This window comes from Microbacterium sp., from assembly GCF_003248605.1.
Classification (GTDB): Bacteria; Actinomycetota; Actinomycetes; order Actinomycetales; family Microbacteriaceae; genus Microbacterium.
Window position 1 is genome coordinate 1 of the sequence record NZ_QFPF01000064.1, and the last position, 14,315, is coordinate 14,315.

At 72.2% G+C, this 14,315-nt stretch carries 14 protein-coding genes; 6 read left to right on the forward strand and 8 right to left on the reverse strand.

The window, feature by feature from the left end:
• Nucleotides 1-96 precede the first annotated feature (96 nt).
• Nucleotides 97-1,035, reverse strand: a complete 939-nt coding sequence (gene coaA / locus DI573_RS09705; RefSeq protein ID WP_292813388.1) for a type I pantothenate kinase — start codon at nt 1,033-1,035, stop codon at nt 97-99.
• Between the two features lie 66 nt (nt 1,036-1,101).
• Here coaA and DI573_RS09710 point away from each other — a divergent pair, with 66 nt between their 5' ends.
• Both DI573_RS09710 and DI573_RS09715 read left to right on the forward strand, forming a co-directional pair.
• On the forward strand, nt 1,102-2,034 hold the full coding sequence (locus DI573_RS09710; RefSeq protein WP_292813391.1) for a Ppx/GppA phosphatase family protein: 933 nt from the start codon (nt 1,102-1,104) through the stop codon (nt 2,032-2,034).
• Nucleotides 2,035-2,247: 213 nt separating this feature from the next.
• Nucleotides 2,248-3,438: a hypothetical protein gene (locus DI573_RS09715; RefSeq protein WP_292813393.1), complete on the forward strand. Its 1,191-nt coding sequence runs from the start codon at nt 2,248-2,250 to the stop codon at nt 3,436-3,438.
• Between the two features lie 339 nt (nt 3,439-3,777).
• On the opposite strand, the gene glmM is transcribed toward DI573_RS09715, so the two are convergent.
• The 5 genes from glmM to DI573_RS09740 form a co-directional block, all read right to left on the reverse strand.
• Nucleotides 3,778-5,136 carry a phosphoglucosamine mutase gene (gene glmM / locus DI573_RS09720; protein ID WP_292813395.1) on the reverse strand — a complete coding sequence of 453 codons (1,359 nt, stop codon included), beginning with the start codon at nt 5,134-5,136 and terminating at the stop codon, nt 3,778-3,780.
• A 42-nt stretch (nt 5,137-5,178) separates the two neighbouring features.
• Complete coding sequence (rpsI, locus tag DI573_RS09725) at nt 5,179-5,664, reverse strand: 30S ribosomal protein S9 (protein ID WP_292813398.1); 486 nt, start codon at nt 5,662-5,664, stop codon at nt 5,179-5,181.
• Nucleotides 5,665-5,699: 35 nt separating this feature from the next.
• Nucleotides 5,700-6,146, reverse strand: coding sequence for a 50S ribosomal protein L13 (rplM, locus tag DI573_RS09730; protein WP_292813401.1), 447 nt, complete (start codon nt 6,144-6,146; stop codon nt 5,700-5,702).
• A gap of 224 nt (nt 6,147-6,370) precedes the next feature.
• On the reverse strand, nt 6,371-7,210 hold the full coding sequence (locus DI573_RS09735) for a universal stress protein (RefSeq protein WP_292813402.1): 840 nt from the start codon (nt 7,208-7,210) through the stop codon (nt 6,371-6,373).
• Between the two features lie 270 nt (nt 7,211-7,480).
• Nucleotides 7,481-8,377: a type II CAAX endopeptidase family protein gene (locus tag DI573_RS09740; protein ID WP_292813404.1), complete on the reverse strand. Its 897-nt coding sequence runs from the start codon at nt 8,375-8,377 to the stop codon at nt 7,481-7,483.
• A 1-nt stretch (nt 8,378) separates the two neighbouring features.
• Here DI573_RS09740 and DI573_RS09745 point away from each other — a divergent pair, with 1 nt between their 5' ends.
• The 3 genes from DI573_RS09745 to DI573_RS09755 all read left to right on the forward strand — a co-directional run bounded on the left by DI573_RS09745 (nt 8,379) and on the right by DI573_RS09755 (nt 12,311).
• Nucleotides 8,379-8,993: a low molecular weight phosphatase family protein gene (locus DI573_RS09745; RefSeq protein WP_292813406.1), complete on the forward strand. Its 615-nt coding sequence runs from the start codon at nt 8,379-8,381 to the stop codon at nt 8,991-8,993.
• Between the two features lie 100 nt (nt 8,994-9,093).
• Nucleotides 9,094-9,531: a DUF4190 domain-containing protein gene (locus DI573_RS09750; RefSeq protein ID WP_292813409.1), complete on the forward strand. Its 438-nt coding sequence runs from the start codon at nt 9,094-9,096 to the stop codon at nt 9,529-9,531.
• 248 nt (nt 9,532-9,779) lie between these two features.
• Nucleotides 9,780-12,311, forward strand: a complete 2,532-nt coding sequence (locus tag DI573_RS09755) for a polysaccharide pyruvyl transferase family protein (protein WP_292813411.1) — start codon at nt 9,780-9,782, stop codon at nt 12,309-12,311.
• Between the two features lie 57 nt (nt 12,312-12,368).
• Here DI573_RS09755 and DI573_RS09760 read toward each other — a convergent pair whose 3' ends face one another.
• Together DI573_RS09760 and DI573_RS09765 are read right to left on the reverse strand one after the other, a co-directional pair.
• Nucleotides 12,369-12,959, reverse strand: a complete 591-nt coding sequence (locus DI573_RS09760; RefSeq protein ID WP_292813414.1) for a hypothetical protein — start codon at nt 12,957-12,959, stop codon at nt 12,369-12,371.
• Nucleotides 12,960-13,021: 62 nt separating this feature from the next.
• Entirely contained in the window at nt 13,022-13,324 is a 303-nt protein-coding gene (locus tag DI573_RS09765; protein WP_292813417.1) for a hypothetical protein, read from the reverse strand.
• Nucleotides 13,325-13,449: 125 nt separating this feature from the next.
• On the opposite strand from DI573_RS09765, the gene DI573_RS09770 reads away from it, so the two are divergent.
• Nucleotides 13,450-14,315: putative zinc-binding metallopeptidase (locus DI573_RS09770; RefSeq protein ID WP_292813420.1), on the forward strand; the 866-nt coding region annotated here is incomplete at its 3' end.

Sequence of the window (14,315 nt, forward strand, 5' to 3'; positions counted from 1 at the left end):
GGCTCGATCCGAGCCCAAGCAGCATCCGAGAGAGTACGAGTACGCGACACACTCCTACCCTGCCCTCGACCCCCCAAGGAGCTTAGGAGACACGCCCTAGAGCTTGCGCAGCAGCACGCGGTCGACGCTGTGCCGGGCATCTTTCTGCAGCACGAGGGTCGCTCGGTGGCGCGTGGGCAGGACGTTCTCGACGAGGTTCGGCATGTTGATGTCGTTCCAGTACCGCATCGCGGTCTCGACGGCCTCGTCGTCGCTGAGGTGGGCGAAGACGTTGAAGTACGACGTGGGGTTGGCGAACGCCCCGACCTTGAGGGCGAGGAAGCGGTCGGTGAACCAGCGGGCGATGTGATCGGTGTCGGCGTCGACGTAGACCGAGAAGTCGAACAGGTCGGACACGGCGACGTCGTTGGGCGAGGGCGGAGGCTGGAGCACGTTCAGGCCCTCGACGATGACGACGTCGGGGCGGCGCACGACGACGCTCGCGTCGGGCACGATGTCGTACCGCATGTGCGAGTAGAACGGGGCGCGCACCTCGGTGGCGCCCGATTTGACCTCGGTGAGGAACCGCACGAGCGCCCGGCGATCGTAGGACTCGGGAAAGCCCTTGCGCTCCATCAGACCCCGCCGCTCGAGCTCGGCGTTGGGGAAGAGGAACCCGTCGGTCGTGACGAGCTCGACCCGCGGGGTGCCGGGCCAGCGACTCATCAGCTCGCGCAGCAGGCGCGCGATCGTCGATTTGCCGACCGCGACCGAACCCGCCACGCCGACGACGAACGGGGTCGTGGTGTCGGGCTCCTGCAGAAAGGCCGCCGTGTCGGCCCCGAGATTCTTCGTCGCGCTCGCGTAGAGGCTCAGCAGCCGGCTGAGCGGAAGGTAGACCTCGCGCACCTCGGTGATGTCGAGGCGATCGCCGAGCCCCCGCAGCTGCACGACCTCGGGCTCGGTGAGCGGCTGGTCCATATCGGCGGCGAGCCGGGCCCACTCGCTGCGCGCGATCTCGCGATAGGGACTCGGCACGGTGTCGTCGGCGGGCACCCGGCCATGCTAGCGGGGGCGCCGGGCGGGGCCCGCGGAGGGGTGCGCCCCACTACGCTGAGGCGGGTGCGCCTGGGAGTCCTCGACATCGGCTCGAACACCGTCCACCTGCTCGTCGCCGACGCGAGACCGGGCGGGCGGCCGCTGGCGACCACCAGCCAACGCACCGTGCTGCGCCTCATGCGCTACCTCACCCCCGAGGGTGCGATCACCGAGGAGGGCGTCCGCGCCCTCGAGCAGGCCGTGACCACCGCGCGCGAGGTCGCCGCGGCCGAGAAGGTTGAGGAGTTGCTGGCCACCGCCACCTCGGCGGTGCGCGAGGCACTCAACGGCGCCGAAGTGATCGCCCGCATCGAGGCCGCGCTCGGGCAGCCGCTGCAGGTGCTCGGCGGCGAGACCGAGGCCCGCTTCACGTTTCTCGCGGTGCGGCGCTGGTTCGGCTGGTCGGCGGGGCAGATCCTGCTGTTCGACATCGGCGGCGGCTCGCTCGAGATCGCCTCCGGTGCCGACGAGCTGCCCGATGTCGCGACCTCCGTGCCGCTCGGGGCGGGACGCATGACGATCCAGTTCCTCCCGGAGGACCCGCCCGGCGAGGACGCCGTCGAGGCCCTGCGCCGCCACGCGCGCGCGGAGCTCGCGGCGGTCGCGGGCGCGTTCGGCGACCAGCCGCGTCCCGAACACGTCGTCGGCTCCTCCAAGGCCATCCGCTCCCTCGCCAAGCTCGCGGGCTATCCCGTCTCGGGCTGGTCGGGCAGCCCGCGGATGCTGCTGCCCCGCGCCGCGCTCGGCTCGTGGATTCCGCGACTGGCCCGGCTGCCGGCATCCGCCCGTCAGGAGCTGCCCGGGATCACGGCCGACCGGACGTTCCAGATCGTCGCGGGCGCCGTCGTGCTGCACGAGGCGATGAGGGCGATGGATGTCGACGAGCTCGAGGTGAGTCCGTGGGCGCTGCGGGAGGGTGTGCTGCTGCGCTACATCGAGTCGCTCAGCTGGGGCTGACCGCCTGAAAATACCCTGCGAACAGCGCCGACCAGCCCCCGGGTTATGCTATTGGCGGTGGCTGGGGAGCGCCGACGAGAGTTCCATGTTGTCCCGCGGTGCCCAGGAGGTGCGATCGTGTCTCCCGCTTACGGCCCCGGTCGCGCCCGTCGCCCGGTGTCCGAGCCGCATTCGGGGCGCCCCGGCGACCCGCCCGCGGCGGACCGTGCGCCGGTGACCGGACCCGCTCCGACCCCCCGCGATCGTGAGCACGACTCCCGCACGATGATGCGTATCGTCGCGATCCTCGGGGCGGCACTTGCGATCTCGGCGAGCCTGCAGGCGGTGCTCGTGCTGGGTGTGCAGTCCGAGACGATGCGCGGGATCGATGCCGCGCCGCTGATGGACGTCGGCCGCCGCGTGCTGATCAACCTGGCCGTTGTGGTCGTCTCCGTGCTGCTCGCCGAACGGCTGCGCATCGAGCAGCACCGGCCCCCGGCATCCCTGTGGCTCGTCGCCGCCGCGGGCGCCACGGTGGGTGGCGTGCGGGCCATCATGCAGCTGAGCACCGGCATCTACAGCCAGGAGCAGTGGGGTTCGGTGCTCATCGACGCCGCGATGGCGTCGATCATGATCAGCCTGATCTTCGCTTTCGCTCTGTCGGTGACCCGCTCGCAACAGCGCCTGCGCGCGGCGGAGCGGCGCACGATCCTGCCGGCGGCGATCGCGGCCGACGCCCTGCTGCGGATGCAGCGGGCCGAGCTGCGCGACCGTCAGGTCGAGGCCGATGCGCTGCGATCGAGCGAGCGCGGTCGCATCGAGGCGATCCGCGCCGATCTGGAGGATCTGGCGGCGCGCGCCGACGCCTCCGATCGCGTGCGCCTCGCGTCGGTGCTCGACGAGCTCGACGCCCTGCGTCGCGCGGGCAGGCGCGGCCTCGAGGCGGCGATCTATCCGCGCGAGATCGGCAACGGCCTCGTGCCCGCGCTCCGGGCGCTGGTCGCGCGGGTTCCCGCACCCATCGAGGTGACGCTGCGGATGGATGCCGCCATCAGCGCCACCGAGGGCACCGGCAACGGCCCCCTCGGCCTCGAGAAACGCCTCCTGCTGATGCGGCTGGCCGACGAGGGCATCTCGAACGCGCTGCGGCACGGCTACGCGCAGCAGATCGAGGTGTCGCTGAGCCTCGAGAACTCGCGTGTGCGGATGATCGTCGCCGACCGCGGTATCGGCGTGCGTCTGCCCGCCGATCTGCGTTCGCTCGGCAAGCTGCGCACGCGCATCGAGCTGGCCGGTGGGCGCGTCTACCTCGGCACGCAACCCGGCGGGGGCACCCGACTCGCGGCGATCATGCCGGTCGCCGCGGCGCGCGGACCGCGGCATCCCGCGGCCGGCCCCGGCGCCACCTCTGTGCCCCTGGCGTAGCGCCGACCCACAGCATCCTCCGCCCCGCCGGGCATGTCCCAATATCTGTCGCCTCGGGCGGCGCTTGGCGACAGAAAGTGGGACACCCCCGAGGCAGCCCGGGCCGACGTCGCTCAGCCCGCCGGGCATGTCCCAATATCTGTCGCCTTGAGCGGCGCTTGGCGACAGAAAGTGGGACACCCCCGAGGCAGCCCGGGCCGACGTCGCTCAGCCCGCCGGGCATGTCCCAATTTCTGTCGCCTTGAGCGGCGCTTGGCGACAGAAAGTGGGACACCCCCACGCGCCAGGTGACGGAGCGACCGACCCGCGGCGGGCATGCGGCGGGCACGCGGCGCAACGCTAGAGAGCGAGGCGCTCCCGCACGACAGTCGCGAGCGCGTCGGCGTGTCGGTGGGCATCGTCTTCGGATGCCGCCTCCACCATCACGCGCACGAGCGGCTCGGTCCCGGACGGGCGCAGCAGGACGCGCCCCGAGTCACCGAGCTCGGCCTTGACCGCCGCCACCGCGACGGCCACGCCCTCGTCGGTGGAGGCGCGCGTGCGGTCGACGTCCTTGACGTTGACGAGCACCTGCGGATACACCGTCATGATCGATGCGAGCTCGGCGAGGCTGCGACCCGTGCGCGCCATCTCGGCCGCCAGATGCAGTCCGGTCAGGATGCCGTCACCCGTCGTCGCATACTCGCTCATGATCACGTGGCCGGACTGCTCGCCGCCGAGCGAGTGACCGCCCGCGTTCATCTCCTCGAGCACGTACCGGTCGCCGACCGCGGTCTGCAGCACGCGGATGCCGTGGGCCGACATCGCACGATGCAGACCGAGGTTGCTCATGACGGTCGCCACGAGCGTGTTGTTGGCGAGCAGGCCGCGCTCGCGCATCGAGACGGCGAGGATCGCCATGATCTGATCGCCGTCGACGACCCGACCGGCAGCGTCCACGGCGAGGCAGCGGTCGGCGTCGCCGTCGTGGGCGATGCCGATGTCGGCGCCGTGCGCGATGACCGCGCGCGCGAGCTCATCGAGGTGGGTCGAACCCACGCCGTCGTTGATGTTGAGCCCATCGGGATCGGCGCCGATCACGATGACCTCGGCTCCGACATCCCGGAACGTCTCGGGCGAGACGCCCGCGGCGGCGCCGTGCGCGCAGTCGAGCACGACCCGCAGCCCGTCGAGGCGCACATCGAGCGAGCCGAGCAGATGCACGACGTAGCGGTCCTCGGCGTCGGAGAAGCGGATGATGCGCCCGACCTTCTCGCCCGTCGGCTGCAGCTTGGGGGCGGTCATGGCGGCTTCGATGCGCTGCTCGACCTCGTCGGGCAGCTTGACACCGCCGCGCGCGAAGATCTTGATGCCGTTGTCGGGGGCCGGATTGTGGGATGCCGAGACCATCACACCGAAATCGGCATCGCGGTCGCCGACGAGGAAGGCGAGCGCGGGCGTGGGCAGCACGCCCGCCTCGAGCACGTCGACGCCCGACGATGCCAGGCCCGCCGCGACGGCGGCCGTGAGGAACTCCCCCGATACGCGCGGATCGCGGGCGACGACGGCCGTGAGGCGTTTGCCCGCGGCGCGGCGCGCGTCGGCGGTACGACCCTGGCCCAGGACGACGGCGGTCGCCTGGGCCAGAGTGAGAGCGAGGTCGGCGGTGAGGGGGCCGTTGGCCAGCCCCCGCACGCCGTCCGTGCCGAAGAGCGGCATCGGATCCCTACCCGTGAACGGTGATCCCGGAAGAACCGGGGATCAACGCTTCGAGTACTGGGGAGCCTTGCGGGCCTTCTTGAGACCGGCCTTCTTGCGCTCCTTCACGCGCGCGTCGCGCGAGAGGAAGCCGGCCTTCTTCAGCGTCGGGCGGTTGTGCTCGGCGTCGATCTCGTTGAGCGCGCGGGCGATGCCCAGGCGCAGCGCACCGGCCTGGCCCGAGGGGCCACCACCCGAGATGCGTGCGATGACGTCGTACGCGCCGGTGAGGTTGAGGACCGTGAAGGGGTCGTTGATGAGCTGCTGGTGCAGCTTGTTGGGGAAGTAGTCCTCGAGCGTGCGGCCGTTCACCGTGATGGTGCCCGAGCCGGGAACGAGGCGCACGCGGGCGATGGCCTGCTTGCGGCGGCCGACGGCCGCACCGGGGACCGAGAGCACGGGGCGCTCGGCGACGGCCTGGGCCTGCTCGGCGGGCGTCTCGGTCGAGTAGTTCTGAGGGGTTTCGATGGAGTCGGAGATCTTCGCCACGAGTGTGTCCTTAAGTCCTGGAAAGTCGGCGGCGCTTACTGGGCGACCTGGTCGAGGGTGTACGTGGTGGGCTGCTGCGCACCGTGGGGGTGCTCGGCGCCGCGGTAGACCTTGAGCTTGCGCAGCTGCTGCGCGCCCAGGCTGTTCTTCGGGAGCATGCCGCGCACGGCCTTCTCGACGGCGCGCACGGGGTTCTTCTCGAGAAGCTCCTCGTACGAGACGGACTTGAGGCCGCCCGGGTAGCCCGAGTGGCGGTAGGCCATCTTCTTCTGCAGCTTCTGACCCGTCAGCGCCACCTTCTCGGCGTTGATGATGATCACGAAGTCGCCCATGTCCATGTGGTTGGAGAAGGTGGCCTTGTGCTTGCCGCGGAGCAGGACGGCGGCGTGGCTTGCGAGGCGGCCGAGCACGACGTCGGTCGCGTCGATGATGAGCCACTCGCGCTGGGCTTCGCCAGCCTTGGGGGTGTAGGTGCGCGTCACAGTAGTGCTGCTTTCTTGATCGAACGGAGAGGTTCGTGAATCCCGCTCCGGGGCTGTTGTCGACGGCGGATGCCGGGGCAACGGGCCGGTGGAGGGCTCACGTTCGCGGTACCCGGTCAGCAGGACGCAGGCACCAAAGGGAAAGACTACCCCGAAGGGATGCTGTGACCCAAATCCCCGCGCCCCCGCGGGCCATGCGGGCCACAGCATCCCCGTCGTGCGTGTCACCTCACGACGGCCGTGACCGTCGTGAGCTTGGCGAGCACCTCTTCGCTCACCGAGCCGAGCAGGAACCGGCGGAACGCGCCGCGCCCGTGGCTGCCCACGACGACGAGGCTCGCGGTGGCGCCGTGGCGCGAGAGGATCGCGCCGGGCAGCCCCGACTCGACGACCTGTTCGATGTGCAGGTCGGGATAGTCCTGGCGCAGCCCTGCGACCGAGATGCCGAGGTTCTCGGCGGTGAGCTTCTGCATGTTCTCGACGTAGTCGTCGGGGTACGCGAGTCCCCCCATCGGGACGGCCAGCGGCGACCACGTGCCGATCGCCGTGAGACTCTCGCCGCGGCGATCGGCCTCGGCGGCGGCGAAGGCGATCGCGGCCTCGGAGATCTCGGAGCCGTCGACACCCACGATCACACCGCGGCGCTCCGACACGTCGATGTCGGGCACCACGACGACGGGGCAGTGGGCGCCCGCGACGATGCGGATACCGCGATGACCGCGCACAGGACCGAGCCCGTGGCCGCGGTAATCGCTGCCGATGACGAGCAGCGCCGAGTTCTCCGCCGCGCGGATCAGCTGCTCGACCGGATCGCCGCGGCCGATGCGGGTCTCGACGGGGATGCGGAACTCGGCGATGCGAGCGGCCTCGCGATCGAGCATCTCCTGGGTGCGCTCGAGGGCGGCATCCACCACTCGTCCCTCGCCCACGGCACCGACCGCGCCCCCGACGATGGAGACGAGCAGCAGGCTCTGGTGCCGATCAGCGGCCCGCCGCGTGGCCCAGTCCAGTGCGCGACGCGAGGCCTGGGCATCCGTGATTCCGACGATGATGCGTTCGTTCATGATGAACCCCTTTGTCGGTTTCGACGCTACGCCTGCGCGGGGCGGCGCGCGGGGTCAGCGGCCGTGCAAAACGGGTGCCGCACTCCCCTGAAGCTGTCCCGAAATCTGTCGCCCAGCGGCACCGGAACCGACGGAAAGTGGGACACCCCGACAAGGGCAGGGCGGATGCCGCGCCGCACTCATTCGGCATGTCCCGAAATCTGTCGCCCAGCGGCACCGGAACCGACGGAAAGTGGGACACCCCGACAAGGGCAGGGCGGCAATGCGGGCTCAGGAGAGGAGCGTGCCCGCCGTCGCGAGCGCCACCCAGGTCGCGTTGAAGACGATGTGCACGAGCACGGCGCCCCAGATGCGCCGGGTGAGGAGCACCAGCATCCCGCACACGATGCCGACGAGGGCGTAGCTGACGACGTCGTCCCAGCCGAGCGCGCCGTTGAGCGTGTGTGCGGCGACGAAGACACCGGTCGTCACGACGACCGCAACGAACGCCGCGACCCGCGCGCCCAGCGCGCGGCGCACGACCGTATAGATGACGACGAGCAGCACGCCGCGGAAGAAGAACTCCTCGATCACCGGCGAGATGACGACGGGCGCGAGCGCGTCGGCGAACCACCACGACGACGACAGCTGCCCGTCGATCGTGGGGTAGGAGGGGAAGGGCACGGGGCCTCCGGCCGCGGCCTGTTCGAACCAGCCCTGCGCGAGGCGCAGGACGCCGCCCAGCACGACGCCGTACAGCAGGTCGACCGGGCGGAAGCGCAGCAGCCCCCGCGGCCGCGACCGCGCGAAGGCGAACGCCACGGGCACGGCCATGCCGAGCCAGAGGGCGATGCCCGCGATCAGCACGCCGGTCGCGCCGGGCACGACCGACGGGATGCCGGCCGAGAGCAGTATGCCGGCGGCGAAGGAGATCATCGCCCAGCCGAGCAGGTCGTAGCCCCAGTCCTGCACAGTCGATCCGCCGGCGGTCCACGAGCGCGGAGCGACGGGACGACGGTCGGAGCCGGCCCTCGAGAGGGGCGCTGCGCCCGCGGGCGCGGAGGCGGCGCGTGCGGCCGCCCGCGTCGCGCGGGTGTCGACGGTGTCCGCGGCGGAGACGGGACCCGCGGCAGGGGCTGCGCCCGCGGCCGGGGCGCCGCCTGGAGCGTCGTTAGACTCGGGGGGCACGATGCCAACCTACCGGGAGGCCCCGCCCATGCTCGAGGTACTCACGGTGTGCACCGGCAACGTCGCCCGTTCACCCCTCGCCGAACTGGTGCTGCGCGCGCGCACAGGCGGCAGCATCCAGGTGCACAGCGCCGGCACGCGGGCCCTGATCGACTATCCGATGCCCGCCGAGGCCGGATCCCTCGCCGTCGCCCACGGCGCCCCGCCCGCCGAGGCGCAGGCCCACCGCGGGCGGCGACTGACCGAGGGGATGCTGCGCTCCCCCGACCTGATCCTCGCCATGGCGCGCGAACACCGCCGGGCGATCGTCGAGCTCGCGCCGGCGCGGCTGCGCTCGACCTTCACGGTGCGGGAGTTCGCCCGGCTGTCGGTCCACGCGAGCGCCGCCGACCTGGCCGCCGCGATCGGCGACGCGTCCGATCCCGCCGAGCGGGCGCGACGCGCGGTCGCCCATGTCGCGAGCCTGCGTTCCGCCGTCGAGCCCCCGCACGACCCGGCCGACGACGACGTGATCGACCCCTTCCGGCGATCGGAGCGCACCTATGCCCTCGCGGCGGCGCAGCTCGTCCCCGCGGTCGACGAGGTCGCGCGCGTGCTGCGGGTCGTCGCGGGCTGAGGCCCGCGCCCGCGCGCCCCGTTGTGTCGCGCCCCGCGCGCTCGCTAACGTCGGCTCTGCGCGCGCATCAGTGCCGCGCGATCAGGGAGGGAACCCGCACATGTCCGACACCACACCGCCGCCCCCGGGCAGCACACCCCCGAACCAGAACCCCGCCGGCTACCCCGCTCCGAACCAACCGCCGGCGTACGGTGCGGCCCCGCCGCCCGCCTACGGCACGTCCTCGCCCGCCCCGGGAGCACCCGTGCCCGGCAAGACGCTCGGCATCGTCGCCTTCATCCTGTCGTTCTTCGTGCAGCTCGTCGCCCTGATCCTCGGCATCATCGCGCTCGTGCAGAGCCGCAAGGCCGGTGCCAAGAACGGCTGGGCGCTCGCGGCGATCATCATCAGCGTGATCCTGATGATCATCGGGATCATCGTCGGCATCGCCCTCATCGGCCTCGCGATCGGTGCCGCCGAAGAGTACGCGCGCCTGTGCTCGGAGTACGGCCCCGGCACGCACGAGGTCTCCAGCGGCGTGACCATCACCTGCAACTGACACGGATCCGCGCCGATCGCGGGTCCGACCGGTCGCGGCACGTCACGGCGGACAGCATCCGCCCGACGTGTCGCGACCGTCCCCCGCGACGCTCCGGACGCAACGGCGCCCCGCCGGATGAGGCGAACCCTGCCGTAGCGTGAGAGAACTCTCACGTCAATACCCTGCCGCCCGATGCATGCCCGTGTCAGCATGGACATCCAGGCGGGATCGATGGCGCTCCCCGACGCGCAAGCTGGGGAGCTACCGTGGGGAAATTTCGACCGGGACGCGCACGCGCGCCCCTCGCATTGATCGGCAGTCAGGTCGTCGGCCAACTCGCCCTCGTCGCCGTGCTGCCCGTGCTCACGCGGGTCTACCCGCCGGCCGAGTTCGGCGTGTACCAGTTCGCCTTCGCGATCGCGTTCATCCTTCTGCCGCTCGCGACGCTGCGTCTCGAGTACATCGTGCCGACCACGCACGCGGCCGAGCTGGTTCGCCGGCGCCTGCGGCTCGGCACCGCGGTGGCGCTCGGGCTCAGCCTCCTGCTGATCGCCGTGGGCGTCATCGATCACCTCTCGGGCCTCACCGACGTGTCGGGCATCCTGATCATGACGGGCCTGCTCGTGCCCGCGCTCGGGCTGCCGCTGCTCGACGGCGCGCGCCTCGTGCGGCAGGGCGCGCGGCGCGCCCTCGCGGTGCGCAACCTCGTCGGCGGCGTCGCGGGGGCGTCTCTGCAGGCGGTGTTCGCCCTCTCGGGGGGCGATGTCACGCTGCTGCCCGTCGCCCTGCTCGCGGGCCGACTCATCGGCATCGCCGCCTCGCGCCTGGTCAAAGAGCCCGCGACGGGCGAACGATCCATGGATGCCGCGGCCCGGTCCGACGGTTCGGCCGAGACCGCGGACCCCGAGCTCGAACCGGCCCGCGACACCCCCTACACACTCGCCCGGGCTCTGCCCACGATCGGTGCGGGGGCGATGTCGGGGCTCACGATCCAGGGACTCACCGTGATCGCGGGCGCGACCGTCGGACCGGCCGCGGCCGGACAGGTGGGCGTCGCCCAGCGCATCGCGTCGACGCCGATATCGCTCGCGGGCCAGGCCCTCGCCCAGGTCACGCAGTTGAGCTTCAGCCGCATCATCCGCGAGCAGCGCCCGAGCCTGACGGCGTCCCTCGGCTCCCACGTGCGCGCATTCCTCGCGCTCGGCGTCCTCATCGGCGCGGCGCTCGCGATCGGCGGCCCGCTGCTGGCCGGTCCCGTCCTCGGCGAGGAGTGGGCGCCGGCCGGCGTCCTGATCGCGATGCTCGCGATCCCCGCCACGCTGCAGGTCGCCGTCTCGCCGACCGACTTCCTCTTCGTGATGCTCGGCCGCGAGCGCCGCCTGTTCGCGTTGCAGTTCACGCGGGCAGCTCTCACCTGGACGACGGGGCTCGTCGCCGCCGCGCTCACCGGCGACATCGGCGTCGTCGTGCTGAGCTTCTCGATCGCGTGGGCGCTCGCCTACGCCCTCTCGCTCGTCTTCGTCTTCCGCGCGGCGCGCACCTTCGACCGCGAACACCGCGCGAACGCGGCTCCCCCGGTCACTGCCGCGGCCGACGCGTCGCCGGGCGCGGCAACGGGCGAGCCCGCGTCCACCGAGGCGACAGCATCCCGCGCCGGCGTGACGGGCGAGAGCCGGCCCGCCGAGCCCGGCGAGCGCACGGTCTTCGCGGCGATGACGGGCGACTACCCCAACATCGGCGACGCGATCATCCGGCGCGAGACGCTCGAGTGGGTGCACGGCATCGGCCCGGTGCACACCTACGTCGGACGCGCGCCCGACGCCTGGATCGACCAGATCGGTGCGGCGCCGCTGGGCCCCGTGTACCGGCGGCGCCCCGGCGCCCAGGCGTGGATCCGCGCGCTGCTGACCACGCCCCGGCCGGTGCTGCTGTTCGAGCCCGGCGAGGTGCAGCTCGAGTCGCGCCACGTCGTGCGCGAGCTCGTCTTCCTGGCGCTCGGTCTCGCCGTCAAGGCCCGACGCGGCACGATCGTCTACGCGCCGCGCGCGCTCGCCCGCATCAGCGCACCCTCGCTCTGGGTGTATCGGATGTCGGCACGACTGGCCGACTTCTCGCCCATGCGCGAACAGGCGTCGTTCGAGCTCGTCCCCGGCGCGGTGCGCAGCCCCGACATCGCGTTCGCGCGCGACGCGATCCCCACCGGCGAGCCCGGCCCCTCGGGGGCGGCTCGCGACACCCTCGTGATCAGCCTGCGCGGCGCCCGCGCCTTCCCGCCCGACGCATGGCTCGCGGGCGTGCGGTCCTTCGCCGGGTCCCGCGGCCTGCGGATCGTCGTGAGCGCCCAGGTGCGCGGAGACGAGGCGCGCGCCGACGAGCTCGCCGCGGCCCTGGATGCGGAGGCGTTCGGCTGGGGATCCGTGCCCGATCTCGTGCAGGAGCGCCGACTGCTGAGCCTCTACGAGCGCGCGACTGTCGTGCTCTCCGACCGTCTTCACGTGCTGATCCTCGCGGCCTCCTGCGGGGCGATCCCGCTCGAGCTGGTCGCCGGGCCGAGCGGCAAGGTGCGCGCGCACTTCGCGTGGGTCGGCGTGCACGAGGTGTCGGTCGAGGCCACCGGCATGGATGCTGTCGCGGTCGCCGCCGCGATCGAGTCGGCCGCTTCGCGCTCCCCGTACGAACTCACCGCGGCCCTCACCGGCGCGCGGGCCGAGGTGCGGCACGTGCGCGCCCGGGCTCGGGCACTGATGTCGCCGCTCGCGACGGGCGCCACCGCGCCGACACGCGTGTCCTCGCGCTGACCCGGGTCGCGGTCGTGGGCCCGGCCGCGGGTCGGCGGCGGCGGCCTGGCCGCGGGATCAGCGCGCCCCGCAGCCGCCCGGCGACAGGCCCTCGACGACGGCGCGCGCGGATCGCTCCCAGCGCGCGTAGTGGTGGGGGTCGGCGTTGATCTGCACCGCGTGGATCGCCCGCGTGGGCTTCATGTCCTGCCACCCCTCGACCTCGGCGAGACGCGCGAAGAAGAGGGTCGCCGAGCGCGACGGATCCATCCGCTCATCGACCGAACCCCAGCCCTCCTGCTGCTGGAACAGCCCGATCGAGGTCGTGCGCGAGCCGTCGGGATTGCGCACGCCCGAGGTCTCCCAGTCGCCGTAGTCGATGTTGCGCAGACCCGACTCCCCCATCGCCGCCATCACACCGAGCACCTGCGCATCGGCGCCGAAGCCGACAGCGGTGGCGGCATCCATGATCGCGGCGGCGTTCTCGAGCTGCACGCCCCGGTACCCGGCGATGGATGCTGCCGCCCCCTCGCCCGCGACGCACGACGCCGCCGAGCTCCGGGTCGACGACACGATCTCGGCCGTGCCGAGCGCCAGCGCCCCGGCGGCCACGAGGGCCACCGCGATGCCGACGTTGGTGCGTGCCGCACCGGACCTGCGCCTACCCATCGACCCACCCCACCGCACGCACCTCGATGTTCGCTGAGCGGCCGGGCCGCCCGATGCCGGGCTCAGCGGGCGAGCGACTCCCAGTCGACCTCGATCATGCCCTCGTGGGTGCGCGAGATGCGTGCCGGCAGCACCGCGCCGACGGGAGGGAGGCGACGGGTGTCGAGCACGACCACGAGGGGCTGGGTCTTCTCCTCGATGCCGAGGGCCGACACCTGCGCCTGCACCGTGAGCTCCTGATACCGGGCGTGCCCCGTGGGCGCGGAGACCGACACGACGCGGATCGCGCCGTGCGCGGCATCCGCCATCGGGTCGCGCGTGATGCGCTCGAGCTGTTCCGCGGCCTCGCCGACCCATTCCTCCATGCCGCGAGCCTAGCCGCCACCGCGTCCGCCCCCACCGCCCGCACTCCGTGGTCGCCGCCGCCGGGTTCCACCGTGGCCGCGTCAACCCCGCCCTCGCCGCGCGTGGGGCGTGACAGCATGACGGCATGAGAGCCTTCCGCTGCCGCGTGTGCGCCAACCCGCTGCACTTCGAGAACTCGGTGTGCGTCTCGTGCGGCTCCGACCTCGCCTTCTCGCGCACCGAGGTCGACATCGTGCCGATCGTGGCCGGTCGGTACACCGACGCCGACGGTGCGACCTGGCACATCTGCCGCAACCTCGGCCTGTCGGGATGCACCTGGCTCGCCGCGACGCCGGGCGGGCAGTGCGTCAGCTGCGACCTCACCCGCACCCGCCCGAACGACGCCGACGCGCGCGGCATGCGCAGCTTCCAGATCGCCGAGCGCGCCAAGCGCCGCCTGATCGTCGACCTCGACCGGCTGGGCTTCGAGATCGAGTCGCGCCGCACGAATCCGACGACCGGCCTGTGCTTCGATCTGCTCTCGGACACGCACGAGGACGTCGTCACCGGTCACGACCAGGGCGTCATCACCATCAACCTCGCCGAGGGCGACGACGCGTATCGCGAACGGGTGCGGGTGCGACTCGACGAGCCCTACCGGACGATGCTCGGGCACTTCCGTCACGAGATCGGCCACTACATCCAGTGGCGGCTCGTCGAGGCGGCGGGTGGCAGCATCCTGGATCGCGCCCGCGCGCTCTTCGGCGACGAGCGCGCCGACTACGAAGAGGCGGTGAACCGGCACTACGCCGACGGTGCGCCGGCCGGATGGCCGGGCTCATTCATCAGCGCCTACGCGACGATGCACCCGTACGAGGACTTCGCCGAGACCTGGGCGCACTACCTGCACATCTGCGACACGATCGAGACGTCGACCGCCTACGGGCTCGCCGAGCCGGTGGCGCTCGAGGATGTCGTCGCCTTCCGCGACGTCGTGACGCGCGTGTGGAT

Bases quoted from the DNA above. Each gene is read 5' to 3' on its own strand.
- DI573_RS09745 (WP_292813406.1), top strand. From the start codon at position 8,379: ATGCCAACCTACCGGGAGGCCCCGCCCATGCTCGAGGTACTCACGGTG.
- DI573_RS09750 (WP_292813409.1), top strand. From the start codon at position 9,094: ATGTCCGACACCACACCGCCGCCCCCGGGCAGCACACCCCCGAACCAG.
- DI573_RS09735 (WP_292813402.1), bottom strand. From the start codon at position 7,210: ATGAACGAACGCATCATCGTCGGAATCACGGATGCCCAGGCCTCGCGT.
- DI573_RS09760 (WP_292813414.1), bottom strand. From the start codon at position 12,959: ATGGGTAGGCGCAGGTCCGGTGCGGCACGCACCAACGTCGGCATCGCG.
- glmM (WP_292813395.1), bottom strand. From the start codon at position 5,136: ATGCCGCTCTTCGGCACGGACGGCGTGCGGGGGCTGGCCAACGGCCCC.
- DI573_RS09765 (WP_292813417.1), bottom strand. From the start codon at position 13,324: ATGGAGGAATGGGTCGGCGAGGCCGCGGAACAGCTCGAGCGCATCACG.